General features: G+C 59.0%; 24 protein-coding genes and 3 tRNA genes. 10 read left to right on the forward strand and 17 right to left on the reverse strand.

Annotated elements, in window-relative coordinates; genetic code table 11:
• Positions 1 to 57: 57 nt before the first annotated feature.
• From BLU76_RS22780 to BLU76_RS22805, 7 genes are all read right to left on the reverse strand, one after another.
• Positions 58 to 1,407, reverse strand: coding sequence for a TolC family outer membrane protein (locus BLU76_RS22780; protein ID WP_092224592.1), 1,350 nt, complete (start codon positions 1,405 to 1,407; stop codon positions 58 to 60).
• A 14-nt stretch (positions 1,408 to 1,421) separates the two neighbouring features.
• Positions 1,422 to 2,756 (reverse strand): HlyD family type I secretion periplasmic adaptor subunit, encoded by a 1,335-nt coding sequence (locus BLU76_RS22785; RefSeq protein WP_092224594.1) that lies wholly within the window; start codon positions 2,754 to 2,756, stop codon positions 1,422 to 1,424.
• Positions 2,753 to 4,552, reverse strand: a complete 1,800-nt coding sequence (locus BLU76_RS22790; RefSeq protein ID WP_092224596.1) for a type I secretion system permease/ATPase — start codon at positions 4,550 to 4,552, stop codon at positions 2,753 to 2,755. The genes BLU76_RS22785 and BLU76_RS22790 overlap by 4 nt, the downstream gene beginning before the upstream one ends.
• A complete protein-coding gene (locus tag BLU76_RS31970) occupies positions 4,545 to 4,670 on the reverse strand; it encodes a hypothetical protein (protein ID WP_256572701.1) in 126 nt (41 codons plus the stop codon). Before BLU76_RS31970 ends, BLU76_RS22790 begins: the two co-directional genes overlap by 8 nt.
• Before the next feature lie 20 nt (positions 4,671 to 4,690).
• A complete protein-coding gene (locus tag BLU76_RS22795) occupies positions 4,691 to 5,113 on the reverse strand; it encodes an AprI/Inh family metalloprotease inhibitor (protein ID WP_092143753.1) in 423 nt (140 codons plus the stop codon).
• A 70-nt stretch (positions 5,114 to 5,183) separates the two neighbouring features.
• The gene (locus tag BLU76_RS22800; RefSeq protein ID WP_092143619.1) at positions 5,184 to 6,641 is read right to left on the reverse strand and encodes a serralysin family metalloprotease; all 1,458 of its coding nucleotides are present in this window, start codon (positions 6,639 to 6,641) and stop codon (positions 5,184 to 5,186) included.
• A 340-nt stretch (positions 6,642 to 6,981) separates the two neighbouring features.
• On the reverse strand, positions 6,982 to 7,878 hold the full coding sequence (locus BLU76_RS22805; RefSeq protein ID WP_092224598.1) for a LysR family transcriptional regulator: 897 nt from the start codon (positions 7,876 to 7,878) through the stop codon (positions 6,982 to 6,984).
• Positions 7,879 to 8,010: 132 nt separating this feature from the next.
• Between BLU76_RS22805 and BLU76_RS22810 the strand changes: the two genes are divergently transcribed.
• The gene (locus tag BLU76_RS22810) at positions 8,011 to 9,474 is read left to right on the forward strand and encodes an MFS transporter (protein WP_092224600.1); all 1,464 of its coding nucleotides are present in this window, start codon (positions 8,011 to 8,013) and stop codon (positions 9,472 to 9,474) included.
• Positions 9,475 to 9,667: 193 nt separating this feature from the next.
• Positions 9,668 to 9,946, forward strand: coding sequence for a DUF1652 domain-containing protein (locus tag BLU76_RS22815; protein WP_003201764.1), 279 nt, complete (start codon positions 9,668 to 9,670; stop codon positions 9,944 to 9,946).
• Between the two features lie 272 nt (positions 9,947 to 10,218).
• Here the strand turns inward: BLU76_RS22815 and BLU76_RS22820 are convergent, their stop codons facing one another.
• A complete protein-coding gene (locus BLU76_RS22820) occupies positions 10,219 to 10,890 on the reverse strand; it encodes a Bax inhibitor-1/YccA family protein (RefSeq protein WP_003201763.1) in 672 nt (223 codons plus the stop codon).
• A 124-nt stretch (positions 10,891 to 11,014) separates the two neighbouring features.
• Between BLU76_RS22820 and BLU76_RS22825 the strand changes: the two genes are divergently transcribed.
• The 3 genes from BLU76_RS22825 to BLU76_RS22840 all read left to right on the forward strand — a co-directional run bounded on the left by BLU76_RS22825 (position 11,015) and on the right by BLU76_RS22840 (position 14,143).
• A tRNA-Ser gene (locus BLU76_RS22825) sits at positions 11,015 to 11,102 on the forward strand.
• Positions 11,103 to 11,226: 124 nt separating this feature from the next.
• Complete coding sequence (locus tag BLU76_RS22830) at positions 11,227 to 12,081, forward strand: prohibitin family protein (RefSeq protein ID WP_083569183.1); 855 nt, start codon at positions 11,227 to 11,229, stop codon at positions 12,079 to 12,081.
• Positions 12,082 to 12,346: 265 nt separating this feature from the next.
• Positions 12,347 to 14,143: a DAHL domain-containing protein gene (locus BLU76_RS22840; RefSeq protein WP_092143629.1), complete on the forward strand. Its 1,797-nt coding sequence runs from the start codon at positions 12,347 to 12,349 to the stop codon at positions 14,141 to 14,143.
• 147 nt (positions 14,144 to 14,290) lie between these two features.
• Here the strand turns inward: BLU76_RS22840 and BLU76_RS31975 are convergent, their stop codons facing one another.
• Together BLU76_RS31975 and BLU76_RS22850 are read right to left on the reverse strand one after the other, a co-directional pair.
• A complete protein-coding gene (locus BLU76_RS31975; protein ID WP_013693334.1) occupies positions 14,291 to 14,482 on the reverse strand; it encodes a hypothetical protein in 192 nt (63 codons plus the stop codon).
• 103 nt (positions 14,483 to 14,585) lie between these two features.
• Positions 14,586 to 15,485 carry a polysaccharide deacetylase family protein gene (locus tag BLU76_RS22850; RefSeq protein WP_063325087.1) on the reverse strand — a complete coding sequence of 300 codons (900 nt, stop codon included), beginning with the start codon at positions 15,483 to 15,485 and terminating at the stop codon, positions 14,586 to 14,588.
• A gap of 230 nt (positions 15,486 to 15,715) precedes the next feature.
• Here BLU76_RS22850 and BLU76_RS22855 point away from each other — a divergent pair, with 230 nt between their 5' ends.
• From BLU76_RS22855 to BLU76_RS22865, 3 genes are all read left to right on the forward strand, one after another.
• Positions 15,716 to 15,970: a DUF6555 family protein gene (locus BLU76_RS22855; protein WP_063321314.1), complete on the forward strand. Its 255-nt coding sequence runs from the start codon at positions 15,716 to 15,718 to the stop codon at positions 15,968 to 15,970.
• A 152-nt stretch (positions 15,971 to 16,122) separates the two neighbouring features.
• A complete protein-coding gene (locus BLU76_RS22860) occupies positions 16,123 to 16,353 on the forward strand; it encodes a hypothetical protein (protein WP_072347196.1) in 231 nt (76 codons plus the stop codon).
• Between the two features lie 121 nt (positions 16,354 to 16,474).
• The gene (locus tag BLU76_RS22865) at positions 16,475 to 16,900 is read left to right on the forward strand and encodes a hypothetical protein (RefSeq protein ID WP_092224602.1); all 426 of its coding nucleotides are present in this window, start codon (positions 16,475 to 16,477) and stop codon (positions 16,898 to 16,900) included.
• Between the two features lie 25 nt (positions 16,901 to 16,925).
• Here the strand turns inward: BLU76_RS22865 and BLU76_RS22870 are convergent, their stop codons facing one another.
• Together BLU76_RS22870 and BLU76_RS22875 are read right to left on the reverse strand one after the other, a co-directional pair.
• Complete coding sequence (locus tag BLU76_RS22870) at positions 16,926 to 17,153, reverse strand: PLD nuclease N-terminal domain-containing protein (RefSeq protein ID WP_014338117.1); 228 nt, start codon at positions 17,151 to 17,153, stop codon at positions 16,926 to 16,928.
• An 88-nt stretch (positions 17,154 to 17,241) separates the two neighbouring features.
• Positions 17,242 to 17,427 (reverse strand): hypothetical protein, encoded by a 186-nt coding sequence (locus BLU76_RS22875; protein ID WP_003201747.1) that lies wholly within the window; start codon positions 17,425 to 17,427, stop codon positions 17,242 to 17,244.
• A gap of 285 nt (positions 17,428 to 17,712) precedes the next feature.
• Between BLU76_RS22875 and BLU76_RS22880 the strand changes: the two genes are divergently transcribed.
• Positions 17,713 to 18,075 (forward strand): NUDIX hydrolase, encoded by a 363-nt coding sequence (locus BLU76_RS22880; protein ID WP_092143635.1) that lies wholly within the window; start codon positions 17,713 to 17,715, stop codon positions 18,073 to 18,075.
• Between the two features lie 128 nt (positions 18,076 to 18,203).
• Here the strand turns inward: BLU76_RS22880 and BLU76_RS22885 are convergent, their stop codons facing one another.
• From BLU76_RS22885 to BLU76_RS22895, 3 genes are all read right to left on the reverse strand, one after another.
• The gene (locus BLU76_RS22885; protein WP_092143638.1) at positions 18,204 to 18,671 is read right to left on the reverse strand and encodes a hypothetical protein; all 468 of its coding nucleotides are present in this window, start codon (positions 18,669 to 18,671) and stop codon (positions 18,204 to 18,206) included.
• Positions 18,672 to 18,889: 218 nt separating this feature from the next.
• A tRNA-Leu gene (locus BLU76_RS22890) sits at positions 18,890 to 18,976 on the reverse strand.
• A gap of 193 nt (positions 18,977 to 19,169) precedes the next feature.
• Positions 19,170 to 19,243, reverse strand: a tRNA-Cys gene (locus BLU76_RS22895).
• Between the two features lie 392 nt (positions 19,244 to 19,635).
• Here BLU76_RS22895 and BLU76_RS22900 point away from each other — a divergent pair.
• The gene (locus BLU76_RS22900; RefSeq protein WP_092143641.1) at positions 19,636 to 20,415 is read left to right on the forward strand and encodes a TSUP family transporter; all 780 of its coding nucleotides are present in this window, start codon (positions 19,636 to 19,638) and stop codon (positions 20,413 to 20,415) included.
• On the opposite strand, the gene nudC is transcribed toward BLU76_RS22900, so the two are convergent.
• Positions 20,383 to 21,213, reverse strand: a complete 831-nt coding sequence (nudC, locus tag BLU76_RS22905; RefSeq protein ID WP_063321342.1) for an NAD(+) diphosphatase — start codon at positions 21,211 to 21,213, stop codon at positions 20,383 to 20,385. The two genes, BLU76_RS22900 and nudC, sit on opposite strands and share 33 nt — an antisense overlap.
• A gap of 6 nt (positions 21,214 to 21,219) precedes the next feature.
• Complete coding sequence (locus tag BLU76_RS22910; RefSeq protein ID WP_092224604.1) at positions 21,220 to 22,032, reverse strand: crotonase/enoyl-CoA hydratase family protein; 813 nt, start codon at positions 22,030 to 22,032, stop codon at positions 21,220 to 21,222.
• Positions 22,033 to 22,180 lie beyond the last annotated feature (148 nt).

Genomic DNA, 22,180 nt, shown 5'->3' on the forward strand with positions numbered 1-22,180 from the left:
CAAAAAAAGCTTGCGAGCGCTTCGCACTCGAGCGGGAGCAAGCTCCCTCGCCACAGGTCATTGAATGGGCGCCCGGGACACAAACGCCTCGTCCACCTTCGCCAGGTCCTGCGGGCCGAGAGTGCCGGCGTAGTAATGCAGCTTGGTCCAGGCCATGAGGTAGTCGTAACGGGCCTGGGCCAGGTCGCGGCGGGTGCTGTAGAGCTGTTGCTCGGCATTGAGTGCATCGAGATTGACCCGCTCGCCGCCAAGGATGCTTTGCCGGGTCGAGACCACCAGCGCTTCAGCGGAGCTCAGGGCCTTCTGATAAGCGCGCAGCTTGTTCACCCCGGACACACAGGCGCTGAACTGGCGACGCAATTCGATCAGCGTCTCGCGGGTCTTGGCCTCCAGCTCGTATTCGGCCTGTTCCATAGTGCGGCTGGCCTGGCGGGTCGACGCCGAGACCCCGCCACCGGCGTACAGCGGCACGCTGACTTCCAGGCCGATGGTGTTGGTGTCGTAGCGTTGGTTGTAGGTATTGCCACTTTCCGATTCGTTCTGGCGCATCGTCGCGTAGGCGCTGACCTTGGGCAGATGCCCGGCGCGGTTGCGCTCCACCTCGAAACGCGCCACGTCGACGGCTTGTCGCTGGGACGCCAGGCTGGGGTTGTTGCTCACCGCCAGCGCGTGCCATGTGTCGAAACTGGCCGGTTGCAAGGCAAAGGTCTGGAAGGTGTCATGCAGCGGCGCCAGGTCGCCGATATCCAGGGCCGGGACGCCAACCAGCGAGCCCAGCTCGCGCAAGGCGGCATCCTGCTCATCTCGCGCCTCGATCTCTTCGGCGATTGCCAATTCATAGCGCGCCTGCGCCTCAAGGATGTCGGTGCGCGTACCTTCGCCCTGGCGAAACAGATGCTCGTTCTGGCGAAATTGCTGCTCGAACGCCTTTTTCTTGGCCTGGGCAATGTCGATCTGGTCCTGGGCGAACAGCGCCTGGGTGTAATGACTCAGCACCCGCACCAACAACTCCTGACTCTTGCCACGAAAACTTTCATCAGCGAACAACGCCTGGGCCACGCCCTTGCGATAGGCCGCGTACGCCTCGTAGTCCAGCAGCGGTTGTTGCAGCGTCAGGCTGGAACCGTAGCTGCTGTAGTTGCGATCATCATGCTGGCTGGCGCCGCGATCGTTGAGGTACGTGACCTTGGACTGGTTGCGACCCTTGTTGTAGCTGTAGCCCAGGTGCGGCAGCAGCCCGGCGCGGCCAATGGCGCGATTTTCCAGGCCCGCATCGCGCTCCTTGATCGCGCCCAGGTAGACCGGGTCATTGCGCAGGGCCCGCTCGTAGAACTCGAAAGGCCCCATGGCCCAGGCGTTGTTGCACACGGAAGCGGCCAGCACGGCTACCCAATAGAAACGCTTCATACCGCCGGACATCCTTATTCTTCGGTCAACGCAGAGCCGGCTCGGTCGAGCAGCGGTTTGAACAGGTAGTTGAGCAATGAGCGCTCGCCGGTGCGTACGAACATCTCGGCCGGCATGCCGGGCTTGATCACCAGGCCGTTGAGCTTGTCCATCGCCACGTCGCTGACGCTGCTGCGCAGGACGTAATACGGCGCGCCGGTCTTCTCATCGAGCATTTGATCGGCAGAAATCAAGCTGACTTCCCCAGGCACCCTTGGCGTGCGGTTCTGGTTGAAGGCGGTAAACAGGATGTCCACCGGCAAATGCGTGCCGACCTTATCGATCAGGTGCACCGGCAGATGCCCTTCCACTTCCAACCGCGTGCCCTGGGGGACGATTTCCAGCAAGGTGTCGCCCTGGCGCACCACGGCGCCCTCGGTGTGCACCCCCAGGTTGACGGCGATGCCATCGGCGGTGGCAAGGATTTCGCTGTGTTGCAGCTCAAAGCCGGCGGATTTCAGTTGCTCTTGCAGGGTTTCGCTCTTGAGCTGGGCGTCGGCCAACTGGCTGCGCACCTCTTTCTGGTATTCCTCGTTGTGCTGCTGCAGCTTCAATCGCGACTCGACGATCCCCTGCTCCACCCGCCCGCTTTCGCCGCTGTTCTGCGCCAGTTCCTGCTGCACTTGCGACAGTTGGCGTTGATAGTCCAGCAGGCGGTTGCGCGGGATATAGCCGTTGTCGGCCAAGGGTTGCAGGTTGCCCAGTTGCAGACGCAGGGATTCGGCCTGGGCGGTCAGGTCGCTGCGGGCCCGACGCATACCCGCCAATTGCGCCGCCGCACCCTCGATGTTGGCGCGCAACGCCGCCTGCTCCCGGGCGAAGGCTTCGCGGCGGCTGCTGAACAGTTGCCGCTGGCCTTCAAGCACCAGGGCCAGGCGTGGATCGGGATCGCGACTCAGCTCAGCCGGGAAACTTACCTGTAACAGGTTGTCCCGCTCGCTTTGCCAGCGCGCCAGGCTCGCCCAGGTCATCCGGTATTGCGCCTGCAGCGATTGCACATCGGCGGCGGCCTGGGTCTGGTCCAGGCGGAACAGCGGCTGGCCCTGCTTCACCGCTTCGCCTTCGCGTACCAGGATCCGGCTGACCACACCGCTGCTCATCGACTGCACTGCCTTGCGCTTGCCTGAAACCACCACGGTGCCCTGCACGGGGATGCCTTGGTCCAACGGCGCCAGGCTGGCCCAGGTGAAAAAACTGCCCGCGCCAACCAGCGCCAGTGCCCAGCCCACGCGCGTGAAGAAGTGGGCGTCGCGCTCCGGGCGCTCAACGTCCTGAGTATGTTCGAGATTCATGTCGAGCTCCTTGCTCATGCGCCACCGGGTTTGCTGGCGGCCTGGTACTGGCGACTCATGCTCAGTCCGTTGGGGGCCACCTGGGGACTGTTCGGCGGTGAGCTGCGTGGCGCGTTGTCCTGTGAACCCGACTGGCCGGAAAGCGCCCGCAACACTTGCTGGCTTGGGCCGAAGGCTTGTAGCCGGCCTTCGTCGAGCACCAGCAACTTGTCGGCCTGGGCCAGTGCCGAGGAACGATGAGTGACCAGCACGACACTGGTGCCCTGGGCCTTCATCTGCGCGATGGCACTGGCGAGCGCCGCTTCGCCAACCGTGTCGAGGTTGGAGTTGGGTTCATCGAGCACCACCAGGCTCGGCCGGTCGTACATCGCCCGGGCCAGCGCAACCCGTTGTTTCTGCCCGCCGGACAAACCACCGCCGTCCTCCCCCAGCACCGTGTCATAGCCTTGGGGCAGGCGCAGGATCAGCTCATGGACCCCGGCCTGCTGCGCGGCGGCGACGACCTTTTGCGGATCGGCTTGGCGAAACCGGGCGATGTTCTCGGCGATGCTGCCGCAAAACAGCTCGATGTCTTGTGGCAGATAGCCGATGTGCGGGCCGAGTTGCTCGCGATTCCAACGATGAATATCGGCCCCGTCGAGGCGCACCGTACCCGCCAGGGTCGGCCACACGCCCACCAGCACCCGGGCCAGGGTGGACTTGCCGGAACCGGACGCCCCCAGCACACCCAGCACTTCCCCCGCGGCCAGGCTGAAGCTGACCTGCTGCAGCGTCGCGTTGCGTTGCCCTGGCGGCCCGGCGCTGACGTGTTCGAAACTCACCTGGCCCTTAGGCGTAGGCAGCGTCATGCCGTCGTCCTGGGGCGCAAACGCTTGCAACAGCGCGTCGAGACGCCGGTAAGCCAACTTGGCGCCGCTCCACTGCTTCCACACGGCGATCAACTGGTCGATAGGACTCAACACCCGGCCCATCAGGATCGAGCCGGCAATCATCATCCCGGCGGTCATGTCGCCCTTGATCACTAGCAACGCGCCCAAACCCAGCACCAGCGACTGCAGGCACAGGCGCAGGGTCTTGCTCAAGGAGCTGATGACCGCGCCGGTGTCGCTGGCCTGGTTCTGCAGGCCCAGAAACCGTGAGTGCACGGCGAACCAGCGGCTGCGCAGCGCGCCGAGCATGCCCATGGCCTGGATCGTCTCGGCGTTGTGCAAATGGCTGGTGGCCAGTTGACTGGATTGTTGCGAGTAGACGCTGGCCTGCCCCAAGGCCTTTTTGGTCATGGCCTCGTTCAGGCAGGCCAAACCGATCAGCAGCAGCGTGCCGACGGAGGCAAACACGCCGAGCCACACGTTGAACAGGTAGATCACCAGCAGATAGATGGGAAACCACGGTGCGTCGAAGAACGCGAACAGCGCCGGCCCGGTGAGGAATTGGCGAATATGCGTGAGGTCGCCCAGGGATTGCCCGGCGTTGCCTTCCCCCTGGCGCAGATTGCGCTCGAACGCGGCCTTGTACACCTGAAGGTTGAAGCGCCTTTCCAACTGGCTGCCGATACGGATGACCACGAAGCTGCGGACCATTTCCAACAGCCCGATGAATACGAAGAAGCCGACGACCATCAATGACAACATCGCCAGCGTGGTCTCGTTCTGTGATGACAACCCGCGGTCATACACTTGGAGCATATAAATCGAAGGCGCGAGCATCAGGACATTGATCAGCGCGGTAAAACATCCAACACTGATCAAAATATTTTTATAATCGCCTAGCGCTTTAAACAGCGGCGCCGCAGCAGCGCTCCTTACCCTATTCATGATCTTCCTTGTTGTTGGCTTCGCCGGCGAACTGGCCGTTATTCAACTTGCCAATCTTTTTTTTCGATTCGGCCGACACCGAAAAGCACGCCTGTTCAAACAAGCGCACTTCGTTCAAGACTCAACTGTACTCATTCGTTAATGAGCACTCTGGGACTTGTTTCGTTCAAGCCTGAGTATCAAACCGGACTTCAACGTCATTTGATAATGGTCTCCCTGACGCAGGCCCAAGTGTGTCCTTGAGTCTTGCTTGCCAATCAGGGAAAGTCCGTCGGGTTCAGTGAACCAACGAACCGGCTCATCCCCCAGCCATTGGCCCAGGCAATCGGTTTGCCCGCCCAGGGTCTGATCCGCCTTGAGTTCGACGAGGCAACTGTTGGACGGTTTGTCCTGCAGCGCCTGGGTTTGCGCGTTGTCCTGCGGGCTCGACAAAACAGCCTGCCACTGACCGGCCAACTGCGAGGGTTCTGCTAACAACAGGCTGCGCGCCATGGCGGCTTCTCCACAAAACATCATCAGCGTAGCGAGCAACCCGGCGGTTGCTCGAACGCTACTGGGCATGAATTTTCTACGCATTTTTTCATCCTGGCCGAGGTCCCGCAGGAGCAGCCGCCCCCACGGGAAAGGGACATCAGGCCACGATATCCGAGACCGCAGCCTGGCCAACGGTGCTGACCAGGAAGTCAGCCACGCCGTGCCCGGAGAAGTCCACCGACAGCAGGCTGTTGCCACCCGATGTCGACAACACCGCATCGCCCGCCGTACCAGTGAACGCGCTCACAAAGTGCAGGCCCGCGCCCTTGGTGATACCGGTCAGGTCGATCTTGTCCAGGCCGCTGACGAAATCGAGGATCTGGTCCGTCGCTCCAGGCCGCGAATCGGAACTGGCGGCGAACACGAACGTGTCCGACCCCGAGCCGCCCCAGAGTTTGTCTGCACCACCGGCCCCCCAAAGGATATCGTTGCCCGCTCCACCCTTGAGCTCGTTGGCTACCGTGTTGCCGATCAGCAAGTCGCTGCCGGAGCCGCCGATGGCGTTTTCGATGACGGCACCCTTGGCGATGGAGACGTTGCCTACCATGCCGCCAACATCGGAGAACGAGGCGTCATTGAGGTTGATTTTCTGGTTCTGGGTGAAACCGGAGAAATCCAGGGTATCGCGGCCACCTGCGTCCCATACCGAAAACACCACTTTGTCCGACGATGATGACGCACTGAGAAAATCGCGACCGGTATTGGAGTTGAAACCGTAGGTCGAATCGCCGGTACGGGTCGTGGTGTTGGCACCGTAGAGCTTCTGGATGGCCGCGATGTCATCCATCAGCGGACCGGAGGCGTAGGCTTCGACGCCGCCCTTGCTGAAGTTCTGGTCGGTATTGCTTTCGCTCCAGTAGCTCATGACGCTGTAGCCACGGGTGTCCTGGCCATAAGTGGCGTCATCGTAGGTCGGGCTGCCTTCGCCAGCGTTGTAGTCACCCGGGTGGGCCAGGCCGAGGGTGTGACCGATTTCGTGGGTCAGGGTCTGGCGGCCATAGTTGTTCAGTTCCGGGTTCTTGTTCTGGGTGTAGCTGCTGTTGATCAGGTACCAGGAGGTCCCGTCATAGCCGGCACCCGTCCCTGGCAGATAAGCAAACGCAGCCGCGCCATCCTGGCCGCCGCTGTAGTTGCCGAAGGTCATGTGACCGTCGCCGCCGCTGGCTTTTTCGGTGAAGGTGACATTGGCCACGTCCGCCCAGGATTGCATGGCCAGGGCGGCCTGGCCTTTCTGCTGCGCACTGAACTGGCTGAAGCCGCTGATCCCATGCTTGTTCATGGTGCTGAAAGAGGCGGAAGTCAGGAAAGTGTAGGTCAGCTCGATCTTGCCGCTGCCGTCCCGGTCCTGGTAAGCCGCACCGTCGCGCAGCAACTGAGTGGCCGCCTCGTCGACAGAGTACGACGGTTTGCCGTTGACGGTCAGGTTACCGCCCCGGTCGTATTGGTGGCTGAAACTATTGATCTGGTTGAACGCATTACTGGCAGCCGCCAATGATTGCGGCGCCCAGAGGAGTTGTTCGGCAGAATCAATAGCGCTGCTTTTGACTTTCGACATAAACACACTTCCTTGTTTGCAAATGGAACAGTTTTAGTCAGACAGACAATCTCTGGCGAGATCGTCCTATCACTCGCCCAATGAGGACGTAAGAAACCTGACACAATTGGAAATCAAACGTCTAGCAATTTTTTTCGTTCAATTTCACGCCCTGCCCGTAACGCCCATAAACAATAGGGTTCTGCCTCGTTAGTGCCCCAGCTAAACCGCCCGAGTTGCGGATTGTCGGACAAAAAACTATTTAAATATTAAATATCGATAACTAGCAATTTGCGTACGGCGTCGCACTTTCGCCAACTAAGTGCCAGCGAAATGCTATTAACGAATATCTACTAAATCTCTACGGTTTACGTGCGCATACTTCCCGCAGACAACTTCGAAGCCAACGATGCACAGGATCGGCGTCCATCCGCGGATGCCAGAGCATGGCGATCGTGAACCCAGGTACGGAAAACGGCAGCGTAAAACTGTGCAGGCCGACCCGCAGGCTCGCGGTGTAGCGTTCGGGCACGCTGGCGATCAGGTCACTGGAGCGGGCCAGTCCCAGCGCCGAGGAAAAGCCTGGCACCGTGGTGACGATTTCGCGGGACAGATTCAGAGCCGCAAGGGCCTGGTCGATAAGGCCATGATCCAGGCCGCGCATCGACACACCGACATGCCCGCCTGCGGCATAACCGGCAGCGCTCACCGTTGCCTGGCTCAGCGGGTGTCCCGCGCGCACAACGCCAATCAAGCGGTCGCTGAACAACGCCTGGGTTCGTAGTTCCGGGCTGGTGTCCTTGTCCACGACGGCGGTCTCCAGGTCCACGGTGCCTTCGCGAAGTGTCGTGCTGTCCCGGTCGGTCTTTTCCACAAAGCGCAGGCGCGCGCCGGGCGCTTGCTCGTGGATGCGAGTGATGAGGTCGATGGCAAAGTTTTCCACGAACCCTTCACGGGTGCGCAACGTGAAGGTTCGGCTCAAGCGCCCAAGATCCGGGGTCGTCACTGGCCGCAGCACCGCCTGGGCCTGCTGCACCAGGTGGCTGACCTGTTCGCGCAACTCCAGCGCACGAGGTGTCGGTACCAACCCTCGCCCGGCCCGAACCAACAGCGGGTCACCGGTGGTTTCACGTAACCGCGCCAGTGCCCGGCTCATGGCCGACGGGCTGAGCTGCAAGCGCCGGGCGGCCCGGGCCACGCTGCCTTCCGAGAGCAGCACATCAAGGGTGACGAGCAGATTGAGATCAGGCGAGGACATGGCGGTATCTCGATTTGAACAGATGGCGTTTGTTGCAGCTATAACGTGCAAATGCTGCGTCTTCCGCCATGTTATGCCCAGGCGTAACGTTCTGACAGCTCCGTTTCGAGCGCCACGGATACAGGTGACACGATGAAACCCGTCAACACGCAACAAAACCGGCCGGCAACCGCGCCCGCACACCGGCTCTTTTCACCTCGCTGGGCCCTGGCCAGCCTTGCGCTCTCGACGCTGCTGGCCTCCCTTGGCGCCAGTGTGGCTGCGGTGGCACTGCCGACGCTGGCCGAGGTGCTCGGGGCCTCTTTCCAGCAGGTCCAATGGGTGGTGCTGGCCTATCTGCTGGCAATCACCACGCTGATTGTCAGTGTCGGCCGCTTGGGAGACCTGATGGGCCGGCGCAAGCTGCTATTGGCCGGTATCGCCCTGTTCACCTTGGCATCAGCGGTATGCGGCTTGGCGCCCTCGCTTTGGCTGCTGGTCGCCGGTCGGGCACTGCAAGGCCTGGGGGCCGCCATCATGATGGCGCTGACCCTGGCGCTCGTGGGCGAAACGGTCGACCAGGAAAAAACCGGCAGCGCCATGGGGCTACTGGCAACGCTGTCGGCAGTGGGCACAGCCCTCGGACCGTCCTTTGGCGGCATGCTGATCAGCGGGTTCGGTTGGCCGGCCTTGTTCCTGGTCAACATCCCACTGGGCCTGCTGACGCTAGGGCTGGCGTGGTATTCGCTACCGGTGCGTGAAGTGCCGCCGAAGCCCGAAGGAACCCGCTTCGATGTAACCGGTACCTTGCTGTTGGCAGTGACGCTCGCCACCTATGCCTTGTCCATGACTTCCGGACGCGGGAGCTTTGGCGGATTGAATCTTGCGCTGCTGCTGATCGCCCTCGTGGGCGGCGGGCTATTCATTCGGGCCCAGTCCCGGGCCGTATCGCCGTTGATTCCCTTGAAAGTGTTCCGCGACAGATCATTGGTATCAGGCCTGGTGACGAGCGCCCTGGTTGCGACGGTCATGATGGCGACGCTGCTGGTCGGGCCTTTTTACTTGTCCATCACCCTCGCACTGCCGGCGGCCTTCGTAGGACTGGCCCTGGCCGTAGGCCCATCTGTTGCGGCGCTGGCCGGACTACCTGCCGGGCGCCTGGTGGATCGCTTCGGCGTGCATCCCATGCGACTCGCCGGCCTGGCGAACATGGTGCTCGGCTGCCTGATGTTGTCACTGGTCCCCCCTACCCTTGGCACCGTCGGCTACCTCGCGGCTATCGTGGTGACGACCCTTGGCTATGCGTTCTTCCAGACGGCCAACAACACGGCAGTCATGGCCGATGTAGCAGCCCAGAGGCGAGGCGTCATCGCCGGGCTGCTCAACTTGTCGCGCAACCTGGGTTTTTTCACCGGAGCCTCCGTGCTCGGCGCGGTGTTTGCAGCCGCGGCGGCGACGAATGACATTACCGGCGCCAGCCCCGCGGCTGTGACGAACGGTCTGCACATGACCTTCGTCGTCGCCCTGGCGATGATGATCCTGGCCCTGCTCATCGCCTGGAAAAGCCGCGTGCCAGAGCCATTGTCCAAGCCTCGGGACAAGCCCAGCCAAGCGTGATGGCATTCTGGACGTTGCCGTTTAAGTCGTGATCCAGATCAAAAAAAGTGAACCAATCGCAAAACGGACTGAAAAAATCCACATGAGCTTCATTTTCAGGTGCTATTTTTAGTTCTCACTGGTAGAGCCATGATGGCTCTTCCTTCCTGACATGAGCAAAAGGAAGCGCTCGATTGAAGAAGGCGGGCAACACATGAATAAAGGATCCTTCAGCAAGGTTACGTTCCCCAATGCTTGCCAGTTGATGCGCTGGCACTTCCATCCCATGGGATTCGAAGCAAGCATGGATGCGCCTGGCAGCATGGTTGCCCGGCTGTTTGACCGTGCCAGCGGCGAGACCATGATCGCCATTGCGGGTATCCCCTGCGCGACGGTGATGAATGCCCCGGATGTTGAACGAATAATCGAGGCCGTGGAGGCCGAGCTGGAAGCCTTTGTACCACCGGTGGGGTTGCGGCGGTTTGCCTCTTAAGTCCACTTCATGTGGCAATGCCGTTTACCTGGGCTCCAAAAGCGGCACTTCCCTTTTTCCAAGGGTGGTGCCGTTTTTTTTGAGAGGGGTTCGGGATTTACTTGCTTTGGTGTGTATATCCGTTGCCGCAGAAATGGATATCCCCTCCCCCAAAAATGCACCTAAAAACGGAAAACCAAAAAAAACGGCGCTTTTCATCTCTGAAAAACGCCGCTGTTTCTAGGTGAACAGCATCACGCCAAAGCGGGCTTCTCACCTCATCATCCATGCAATCAGTCGTCGCGACCCATCAGGCCGAACAGCTGCAATAGGCTGACGAACAGGTTGTAGATCGATACATACAGGCTGATGGTGGCCATGATATAGTTACGCTCGCCGCCGTGAATGATGGCGCTGGTCTGGTACAGGATGCAGACCGAGGAGAACAGCACGAAGCCGGCGCTGATCGCCAGTTGCAGGCCGCTGATCTGGAAGAAGAAGCTGGCCAGCGTCGCCCCCAGCAACACGAAGAAACCTGCGGTGATAAAGCCACCCAGGAAACTCATGTCCTTGCGGGAAATCAGCACGTAGGCCGACAGGCCACCAAATACCAGTGCGGTCATTGCGAAGGCCGAGCTGACCACTTCGGCGCCGCCCTGCATTTGCAGGTAGCGATTGAGGATCGGGCCGAGCAAAAAGCCCATGAAGCCGGTCAGGGCGAAAGCCGACACCAGGCCCCAGGCCGAATCACGGAGTTTGTTGGTGAGGAAGAAAAGGCCGTAGAAACCGATCAGCACGACGAAGATGTTCGGGTAACCCACCCGCATCTGTTGTGCGACATAAGCCATCACACCGCTGAAAGCGAGCGTGAGTGCCAGCAAGCCATAAGTGTTGCGCAGGACGCGGCTAACCTCTAGCTGCTCAGCCTGCACGCTGTTGTTCACTGCGTAATCCTGTTCGCGCATGGCGACACTCCTCCGGTTTTGAAACATTCAGTGGCAAGGATCATAACAGACGCTCTGTAACAAGCTACGTAGAGAGTTTGACAGTGTGTTTCATTCGGGTATTATGGCGCCCGCAACGCAGTACGGAGGTGTGGCCGAGTGGTTTAAGGCAACGGTCTTGAAAACCGTCGACTGTAACAGGTCCATGAGTTCGAATCCCATCGCCTCCGCCATTTTTTAACGTTAAAGCCCTGATTATTCAGGGCTTTTTCGTGTCTGGCATTCAGAACGCCAATTGCAGCTTCAACATTGGACACAGCTATGGCAAACCCTCCCAAGCCAATCAAGGAAAGAAAAGTGACCAGTAAAACCATCGGCTCCATCGTTGCTGCAATCGCGGGCATCGTCCTGTTGTGCGTGTTCTTTGGCAGTTGGTACACGGTCGACGAAACCGAGCGTGGCGTACTGCTGCGCAACGGGGCGCTGGTCGGGGTGATTGAACCGGGACTGTCCTTCAAGACGCCCTTTATCGAGTCGGTACGCCTGATCAGCGTCCAGAGCCAAGTGACGGCTTATGAAGACCTCCAGGCCTACAGCAAGGACCAACAGTCCGCCCAGCTCAAGGTGTCCGTGTCCTGGCACATCGCGCCTTCCGATGTCGCGAAGGTCTATACCCAGTTCAAGGACCTGGAAGGTATCCGCGACCGGATGATCAGCCGCCAGGTGCCAACCCAGGTGGAAAACGTATTCGGCAAGTTCAACGCCGTGGCTGCCGTGCAGAACCGCGTCCAACTGGTCAACGATATTTCCACGGCCATCAAGGCGACCATTACCGGCCCCGTGATCATCGACAGCGTCCAGGTCGAGAACATTGACTTCAGTGACGCCTACGAAAAAGCCATCGAAGCGCGCATGGCTGCGGAAGTCCAGGTCAAGACCCGCGAACAACAGCTCGCCACCGAGCAGGTACAAGCACAGATTCGCGTGACCCAGGCCCAGGCGGAGGCCGATTCGCAAGTTGCGCAGGCCAAGGCAGACGCACTGGCGACCGAGTTGCGCGGCAAAGCCGAGGCCGAAGCCATCAAGGCACGGGCCCAGGCCCTGGCCAGCAACCAGAACCTGGTGGAACTGACCAAGGCCGAACGCTGGAATGGTGTCTTGCCAACCACCGTGCTGCCAAACGGCGCCCTGCCCTTCATCGACATCAAGTAATGCCACCGGCGCGGCTATCCGGCCGCGCCTGCTTCACTGCGGCGCGCTGCGCAGCAAGCATCGCCCCTCTCGTTAGCGCTACACTCAGCCATGAAACCGACGTTCATCGTTAGCAGGGAGCTCAACGTGTACCCAGGCCAAAGCAAACCGGCACGCCACCCCCGCACGACGTTTACTTTTCCCCCTTCCGGCTCCCCCTCGAGCCTCTCTCCGCCCTCGAGCATTCACCGACTCCTTCGATAAGCGCCCTGAACAGGAGAATAGCGTGACCACTATTATCAAAAAATATAAATGGCCCGCCCTATTGGCCATCGCGCTTGTTGTTTTTTCGGCTCTGATATTCTTTTTGATCAAGTCATACACGTACGACTCATCGACCTACTTCGAATCCCGCGACTTCATTCGCCAGCTCAAGCAAGCCGACGCAAACTGGAACGTCAAGATCCTCAGGAAAAAGATCGGCATGAACAACAACCTGTCGTTGACACCGCCACTCGAGGCCGGCAGTCGATGGGAGCAGTTGGAGCAGCTCAATAACGCTGGCCCACTGGCCGTTCTTTGGGCATCCAGACGCAACGGCTACGTGGACGCGGTCAAGAACAAAACGGTGCTGGTCGATCAATTCCAGCAACACAACGCCAATCTACGCACCGCCCTGGATGCGTTGCCGATGGTCGAGGACGGTATTCAAACCTTGCTCGACGGGATGAGCGCCGAAAGCCCGACGGAACATCTGGCAACAGCTTCCAATGTTCGTGAGCTGACGCTGACGACGCTGGAGTACGCACTTTATGTCACCTCGGACAAAGCCGAGGAAGTGCAGCGCCAATTGAGTGATCTGGAAAAATACGTCGATCAACTGCCTGCAACCAGCCAGCCCCTTTTCATTGCCCTGACCCAGCACGTCAAATCCATTATCCAGGAACAACCGATCGTCAATGATCTGCTGGATCGCATCAGCGTGATTCCGGTGGCCCAGGAACTGGACAGCATCACCGAGCTATTGAACGAGACCCAGCGCAGGACCGCCGCTGCGGACCGTCAATACCATATCTACCTGGGCGCGTGTGCCAGCCTCATGGCGCTGTTGATGATCTACCTGGCGGTGCGACTGGTTCGCAGCTACGCCGTCATCAACCAGATCAACCAGCAACTGCAAACGTCCAATGAACGGCTCGAAGAGCGCGTGCAGGAGCGCACCCGAGAACTGATGGAGGCAGAACGCGAACTGGTAGATGCGGCCCGAATGGCGGGCATGGCCGAAATCGCCACGAATGTGTTGCACAACGTCGGGAATGTGCTGAACAGCGTGAACATTTCAGCCGAACTCGTCACCCGCAAGTTGAGGAACAGCAAGACGATCGGGCTCACCAAGGCGGTCAAAATGATGAATGAACATGCCGAAGATCTTGGCCAGTTCATCACCCATGATGAAAAAGGTCGGTTGCTGCCGCGTTATTTCAACGAACTGGTCGACTCCATCGCCGCAGAACAAGCCGTGCTTATCGATGAGCTGGCGCAGTTGACCAAGAGCATCGATCACATCAAGGAAATCGTCACCACTCAACAAACCTATGCAGGGGCAGCCAGGCTGATCGAACCGCTCAATGTCAGCGATCTGTTCGAAGATGCGCTACGCATGAACTCGGGCGCGCTCAGTCGGCATCACGTCACCGTCATCAAGGAGTATCAGGACGTTCCTGCGATCATGGGCGACAAGCATAGGTTGCTGCTGATCCTGATCAACCTGATCAGCAACGCCAAATTCGCGATGTCGCACATCAGCGAGCACCCACGGGAGATGACCCTGGGGATCCGCATCCTCGACGAAACGACACTATGCCTCAGCGTCAAGGACCGAGGCGAAGGCATTTCCCCGGAGAACCTGGCCCGCATCTTCAATCACGGTTTCACGACCCGCAAGGACGGCCATGGGTTTGGCTTGCACAGCTGCGCCCTGGCGGCGGTTGAAATGAATGGCCGCCTTTATGTCCATAGCGACGGACCGGGGCAAGGTGCTCTGTTTACCCTGGAAGTCCCGTTGGAATTGGCCCGCGCCTGATCATCGTGACGGGCGCGGGCTGGCCCGCCGGCATCGCGAGCAAGCTGCTCCCACAGGGGATTTTTGGTGAACAGCCGGAAAAACTGTGGGAGCTTGCTCGCGATAGCGGTGTACCTGTCACCGAGAGAGTGGATGTACCGGCCCCCTCTATTTCGTGTTTACAGGCCGGCCACTACGGGCTCTTCGGGTCGGCAACGCGGCGGCGTAGGCCAGCGCTTCCTCACGGGAAGCAAAGGAACCCAACCGGTCAGCCTGGGTGCAGACCCTCCACGGGCCGCTGTTTACGCTAAGCACGTCATAACCGTTGATGTGCATTTTCGTCAGCATTGCAGTACTCATTGGTCACCTCCGACTTTAACCAAGGGTGCACGGCCTACCATACACGCGGATTGCGCTGGGCGGCCAACCGAACGTCGCGACACCCGCCGCATTCGTGGCGCTCTCAGTGGGAATCCGAATCCCACAACCAGTCCCACAGCCCCGGCAAATGCACGGGCCCAGCGCTGTGATCGACCGTCCGAGCCAAGGCCGCTCGCTCCAGCGCCTGGTGGTCATCATAGAACGGCTTGGCGTCGGTCCTCACGCCGGTAGCCTTGGCACTCTCGAGCAGGATTTGCAGGTATTCGCGAGCATGCCGGGCGGTATAACGATTGATGTCGTGAAACGTCACCACCACTGGAATAACCCCATCCACCGCTGGCAGTTGCCCGGCGGCGATGCGCTCGCGCACTTCGGAAAGTTGCCGGGTCAGGTTGATCCGCCGCCGCGGGCTCATCGTGATGCCCCAGACTTTGCCGTCATTAGCACTCAGGTCGGTCAACAGGATGTGCAGGCCATGCTGTCGGTAGGCGGCCGCGGTGCGCTTGTCGAAGCTCCAGAATGGCGGCCTCACCAAAATCGGTGCCGCACCGCTAATGGCAGCGATGTCGCTCCCACCATTGTTGAGCGATTGCTCCAGCTCATCAGGGCTCAGCGACCGGTGATTGGTGTGCCAGTGGGTCGCCGTATGAAAGGCCAGCACATGGCCTTCCTGCTGTTCACGGCGCATGACCGAGCGGCCAATATCACTGCCACCAGCACGTGGTGCGCGAGTCTGCAGGAAAAATACCGCCTTGATGCCAGGCTGTACCGGATTGTCTGCGAGTGCGTCGAGCACCTCCAGGCTAGGGTTCCAGAAAGACGAGGCACTGGGACCATCATCGAATGTCAGCAGGAAACGGATCGGGGGGTGTTCGCGCAAACGTTGCTCGGTTTGCGGCGTCAGTTCGATGGGGGCGCCAATGCAACCCGACAAACCGATGGTGAGGGCTGCGACGAACAGCACCCTGGCGATGTTTTTCATGTCTTGCCTTTTGTTGATGCCGCGCTGCGTCGCCTTTGATCCCTGGCCTACGGTGTTGAAGCTCACCTTGGAGAAGGGTAACCGGGTTTGGTTCCTTGCCGCGAATTCCGACCGCTCTGGTGTTGCTCCGTGCTCGAGCCTGGGCGGTATTAATTTGACCGTCTGGAAATTCGATGGAATTTTCCGCATGCCTTTGTATCCATCCGTATAGGACTAATTAGGGAGGATTTATGGGCGGGCCATCGCTTTACATCATCGACTACATGCTCCATGGCGAACCCAAGTCATTCATTATTCGCGCAGAAGCGATGAATAACTCCGAGGCTTGGCATTGGGCCAGTTGCGACGCGGGGGTCGGGCGCATACCGAAATTCGGGAGAGAGAAGGTCAAGCGGGTCTCCAAGCCCCTGGCTGAAAAATACGGTATTACCGACGTGCGCTGGCGGGCGAGCGTCACGCCGTCCTGGGTCAAGGAGTCCAGCTGACATCATTGGCATTGTTTGCGACGCACCGGCTGTCTAGCCGGACGCCGGATTCTTCGACAGACCTGAAATAACTCAACTACGCTTAAACCACGGCACAGCCCGCCCCTGGCGGGTTTTGTGCTGCCTCATCAACCCCTGAATGGAGGTGTGACATGTCCGAAAAAGAGTCCATCACCACCCTGCTCACCTTGCTCGAATCGCGTCAGGCCCGGCTCACGGCAGCCTGCAAGGAAATCGCCGACTGGGTCGACCACCAGGGCGGGCATCCCACCGCAGTGCGCATCCGGGACCGGCTCAACGACATCGACAAAGATGCCCCGTCGATCCAAAGCGCGCTAATGTCGCTCAAGCCTGCTGACCCCCCTCTGCCCAAGTTTCGCTGACGCGCTGCGCCAGACCTGTTTCTCCCTGAGTTCTACCGGCTGGAAAACTGATGGAACGCGGGCTTTTTTTGCACCTCGAAATTGATAGGCACCGGTGCAGAAACCGCAAAGGGAGAAACTCATGAATGCCAGAATCCTGCTATTGATCGTTTGTGCGAGCCCCGTCGCCGTCTTCGCCCAAGGCTGCGATGTCATCACTCGATCCCAGAGCCAGGCCGTCCCAGTAATCGAAAGCCACAGTTGCTACGAATACAAAGGCATGCCCGCGGAAACCCTCGATTGGTCTTGCAGCAATGAAAGCAAAGGAACGCTCACGACCCAAAAGCGTAAAGTCGAGCGTTGTGCCGAGGGATACGTGGCGACATGCCAGGCGAAGCCGACCCAGGAAGCGTTGGCCAACCCGCACTCAACCAGCAAGGACAAGCGCGGTGGGTCGGCCACTCTTCCCGATAATGCAAAATTGACGTGGTACTACTACGGTATCGAGCAGTTGCAGCAGGCCCAGGAAGACTGCGAAACCACCGGCGGCAATTGGATAAACCATTGAGGTGGCTCCCACAGCCTCTTCCTGGCTAGCCCTTGCTGTGCTCCGGCGATGAAGGACCTTCCTTGACCCCGCGAGGCCCGGCTACACCCCAAATGACCAGGCCTAGCACTGGCAAGATGATCAGCAGCAGGGCCCAGCCAGCCTTGGTGCCGGCCGACTTGTCGCTTCGAAAGACACTGACGATCGCCCACAAATCGACGAGCAGCAAAAGCACCGCAACAGCGATCCAGAAATAACTGGCTAATTCAGACATGGCCTAATCCTCTTGTCGGTTCAAGAATTAGGCAGAGCCGTTGAGGCGCCGTTCAAAGAATTTTCACCCTCAAGATGCGCATTGGCGGCTATCCCCGCTCGTTCAGATAAGCGACCCACTGCTCATAGGCCTCATGTTGACGCTGGACCGCCTCATCCCAAGTCGATCCACTCATTTGATGAACACATATGAGTTTCATCATTTCCGATGTCGCCGTATCGAGCTCCACCAGGAGCTCATGGGATTTGATCTTGAAGTCTTCAACGGTGGTCATTTCTCGCTTCCTTCCCCTATCGGGGCCGGCCAATGCACCCAACATGGATTCATTTTTTTGAAGCTGATTCATTTGAGGCGATAACCGGTCGAAAACCTAGTGCTAGTGGTCGGAGAGATGGATTGGAGCGATGGCAGGCACGAATAAGCTCAGTCTTCTCCGCTCCGTCGCGGTCGTATTGGATAAGACCTTGAAAAACTCGATATTTGAACGAAGCAGCTAATGCCAGGCTCAAATATTGCAGATATATTTCACTTTAATGACATTCACAGATCGAGCACGGCCATGAAAATTCGAGCGACCGTCATCTGCGAGGAAAATCGCCATATCCTCCTGGTTCGCAAAGCCAATAGCCGCTGGGCGTTGCCGGGCGGTACCGTCGAGCGCGGGGAATCCCATGCCGGGGCAGCCATACGGGAGTTGGCAGAGGAAACCGGCCTGGACGTCGAGAACCTGCTCTACTTGATGCGAATCAGTGACGGGCAGACCGAACATCATGTGTTCGAAGCATCGGTCAGCGACTCGACGGCGGCCAAGCCACAGAATGAAATCAGCGATTGCCTTTGGCACCCGCTGGACGCCATTGCCCAACTGCAAATGAAAAAGGGAACGCGGGACATTCTCGAGGCTTTTCGGCGGCGGTTGTGAGGCGCCGGCACTGATGATCAACGCCGAATAGGTTGCATGAGATAAATCATGCAACCTATTGTTTTATAAGTATTAGATGATCAGAAAATGCCTGAAAACCTGCCATCAAGCCACTGGGGGCAATGGGCTCACTTTTTCTGCCAGGCGGTGCTGATCGGATTGACCACGGTATTTTTTTCCTGCGTATAGGTCCCATTCTGCTGGGCTATCGCCTCGCCAGTGTCGACAATTGCGTTCTGGATAAATACGTTTTGTTCATCACCTCGAATAAAGGTAAGTTGGTGATACGCCGTTTTATTTCCCCAATCCGGGGAAGGCAGGGAAATGAACTTCACGGTGTATGTCTCATCGGTGTGTTGGCCCTGCAAGACGTAGACACCGTAATGATTTTCTCCCTGAGAGATGATCTTGTACAAACCGTTACTGTAGTAATAAATTTCCGCATCGGGAAAAGGCTTCTTATCGTACATTTTCCGATAGTGCAGAACCTGCTTGACGGTCGGCTCGCCAAAGTCCACAGCCAGCGATTTCCCATCAACGGAGGTTGTCTCCCCAGCGTATACAGCGCTGCTGCTCATCAAGGCCAACAGACTCATCGTTGCGATTGTTTTCACTCGTTACCTCTCCATGGTAAAGGATTAGCGTAATGGGCAAGGCCTGGAGGATATGACCCCCTTGCTAATCTCGACGCCGAGTGTAAGGGCTTGTGCTTGAAAACACCCGCAGGCTTGGACTCCGTTTCTGCAGCAATTTCCAGAAGCAGAAACGAACAAGGGTTTGCATTAGCTTTCGCTCGCAAACCCTTGATTTTAGATGGTGCCCGAAGCCGGAATCGAACCGGCACGCCCTTACGAGCGGGGGATTTTAAGTCCCATGCGTCTACCAGTTTCGCCATTCGGGCGGTAGCGCGGTTAGCCATGGAAATATCGGCAAAATCCAATGGCCGATGTTCTGGCTGGTGCAGCAAGAGGGGGGAATATATACATCCCTCCCCCGCGAAGCAAGGTAGCTCATGTCCTTTTCAATACAAAAGCTTTCAATGCTTCGAAATAAAAAAGCTCCGTAAATCATAGATCTACAGAGCTTTTTAAAAGTGGAGGCCGAAGTCGGAATCGAACCGGCGTAGGTGGATTTGCAATCCACTGCATAACCATTTTGCTATTCGGCCTCAGAACGCTTGATGCGATGCTGCCACATCAACCGCAGTACAAACTGATCAGGAAACAAGCCACCTACTCGGCGCTATCTCCTTGAAAACATTGAGATTTTTTACGTCTCAGTGCGTTCGATGGGCGCAATTATGTACTCATTTGCCTAGGCTGGCAACCCCTTGATTTCAAAAAAAAATCGCCCAGCGGTCTCGGTGTGCCAGGCAGATATCAGAAGCCTTTTGGGGCTGCTGCACAGCCCTGGGTGAGCAGGCTCCCTCGTTACGGGGATTTGCGGGGTTGTGAGGTCTACGGTGCACCGCCCAACCGGCTGTCGCAGCCCTGCACCATTATGGGTAACATACCGGCCTTCCCCGCAGCCCTTCTGCGACCTGCTAAATAAGCCTATTCCATGCCTTTTGAACTCAGCGTTGACCTCACTACCCTCGCTATTCTTGCTGTTGTCGCATTCATTGCCGGTTTCATCGATGCCATTGCCGGTGGCGGTGGGTTGCTGACCACGCCAGCCCTGCTGACGGCAGGCTTGCCGCCTCATCTGGTCCTGGGGACCAACAAACTCAGTTCGACCTTCGGCTCGGCGACGGCCAGCTTCACCTTCTACAAGCGCAAGCTGTTCCACCCAAGGCAGTGGACTCATGCCCTCGTCGGCACTCTGGTCGGGGCCCTGACCGGCGCCATCGTCGCCCATTACTTGCCCGCCGAGTGGCTGAACAAGATGCTGCCGGTGATCGTCTTCGCCTGCGGCCTGTATCTGTTGTTCGGCGGCACGCCCAAGGCACCGCTGGACAGCGATGCACCGATCAAGAAGACATGGCAGTCGCCCCAGGGCTTCAGCCTGGGTTTCTATGACGGTGTGGCCGGGCCGGGTACGGGGGCGTTCTGGACTGTGAGCAGCCTGCTGCTCTACCCCATCGACCTGGTCAAGGCCAGTGGCGTGGCCCGTAGCATGAACTTCGTCAGCAACATCGCGGCACTGTCGGTGTTCATCTTTTCCGGGCAAGTGGATTGGGTCATCGGCCTGAGCATGGGCCTGTCGGTGATGATCGGCGCGTTCTTCGGCGCTCGCACCGCCATCAGCGGCGGTGCGAAGTTCATCCGACCGGTGTTCATCACCGTGGTGCTGGGCTTGACCGTGCGCCTAGCCTGGCAGCACTGGTTCAGCGTGGCCTAAGCGCCGCGCCACATACAGATCGATCAGGTAGCGGGCGATGGAGCGCGAGGCCGGCAATGGTGGCAAGTCATGGACGTTGAACCACTGGGCGTCCTCGATTTCATCTTCCTGGGGCACAATGTCGCCACCGGCATATTCAGCGTGGAAACCGAGCATCATCGAATGGGGGAACGGCCAGCACTGGCTGCCCATGTACTGGATGTTCTTCACCTCGATACTGACTTCCTCGCGAACCTCGCGCACCAGGCAATCCTCGGCCGATTCGCCAGGCTCGGCAAACCCCGCCAGGGTGCTGTAGACGCCCGGGACGAAACGCGGCGAACGGGCCAGCAGGACTTCATCGCCGCGAGTAATCAACACGATCATGCTCGGTGATATCCGCGGATAGTGCCGCAGCTCACAGGCATCGCAATACATGGCTCGTTCCAACGGAATCTGACCCATGCGCTTGCCGCAACTGCCACAGAAACGATGTTCGCGGGCCCAGGTGCCGATCTGCGCGGCATAGCCCAACACTTTGTACAGCGTGTGGTCATCCTCGAGCATGAACGCCCGCAGGCCTTTCCAGTTACAGCCTGGGATGTCCAGCGAGCTGTGCAATTCCAGCAGGTAGACCGGCTCGCCATCCAGGTGACCGATGCCGTGCTCGGCGAGGACCGACAGGTCTTGGCGCTTGAGCCATTCGCGGGGAAACAGCGCGCCATTGTCATCGAACAGAAAGCCCTCAGGGCTGCGGGCGACGGCCCAGCCGCCAGCAAGAGCGGTATCGAGTACTGCGGTGGTCCAGCGTGAAATCATGGTCAATCAATCCTGAAATTCAGGTTTCTGTTTGCTCATATGGGCGGCCATGGCCACGCGCAGGTCGGTCGATTGCAACATGGCGGCGTTCCAGGTGGCGACGTATTCCAAGCCGTCGTCGATGCGGTGGTCGCGCATGTAGCTGATCATTTCCTTGGTGCCGGTCACGGCAATCGGCGACTTGGCGGCGATCTCCCGGGCGATGCCCATCACACCGTCGAGCAGGCTGGCGGTGTCACTGTAGACACGATTGACCAGGCCGATGCTGCGCGCTTCGTCGGCTCCGAAGGTGCGCCCCGTATAAGCGAGTTCACGCAGCATGCCGTCCCCGATGATCCGGGGCAAGCGTTGCAGTGTGCCAACATCGGCGGCCATGCCGATATCGATCTCCTTGATGGAGAATTGGGCGTCCTCGGCCGCGTAACGCATGTCGCAGGCGGCAATCAGGTCGATGGCCCCGCCCAGGCAGTAGCCCTGGATCGCGGCGAGCACGGGTTTGCGGCAGTTGTCCACGGCGTTGAACGAGGCTTGCAGTTGCTGGATCTTGCGCCGCAGCAGGCGTGCATTGCGCCCTACGTCCTTGCCCAATTCGTTGGCCACGCCCGCCAGCATCATCAGGTCTATCCCCGAGGAGAAATGCTTGCCGGCGCCGGTCAGCACCACCACCCGTACGGCATCGGTGTCGTCGATCCATTGGAAGATCTCGATGATCTCGCTCCAGAACGCGGCGTTCATCGAGTTGATCTTTTCCGGGCGATTGATCTGCACATGGGCAATGTTGTCTACAAGTTCGACGTTGAACGCTTGGTATTGCGACATGGCAGTGATCCTTTACCGGCTGAAAAGAGGCTTGAACTATAACAAGCCAGCGCAACAGGACGTAGGCAGTGCATCGGCCAAAAGCGGGACTGCTCGCCTTTCATGAAGATCGACCCGTGGCGAGGGAGCTTGCTCCCGCTGGGGCGCG

Origin of the sequence: Pseudomonas sp. NFACC08-1, from assembly GCF_900106735.1 — a bacterium.
GTDB lineage: Bacteria > Pseudomonadota > Gammaproteobacteria > Pseudomonadales > Pseudomonadaceae > Aquipseudomonas > Aquipseudomonas fluorescens_Q.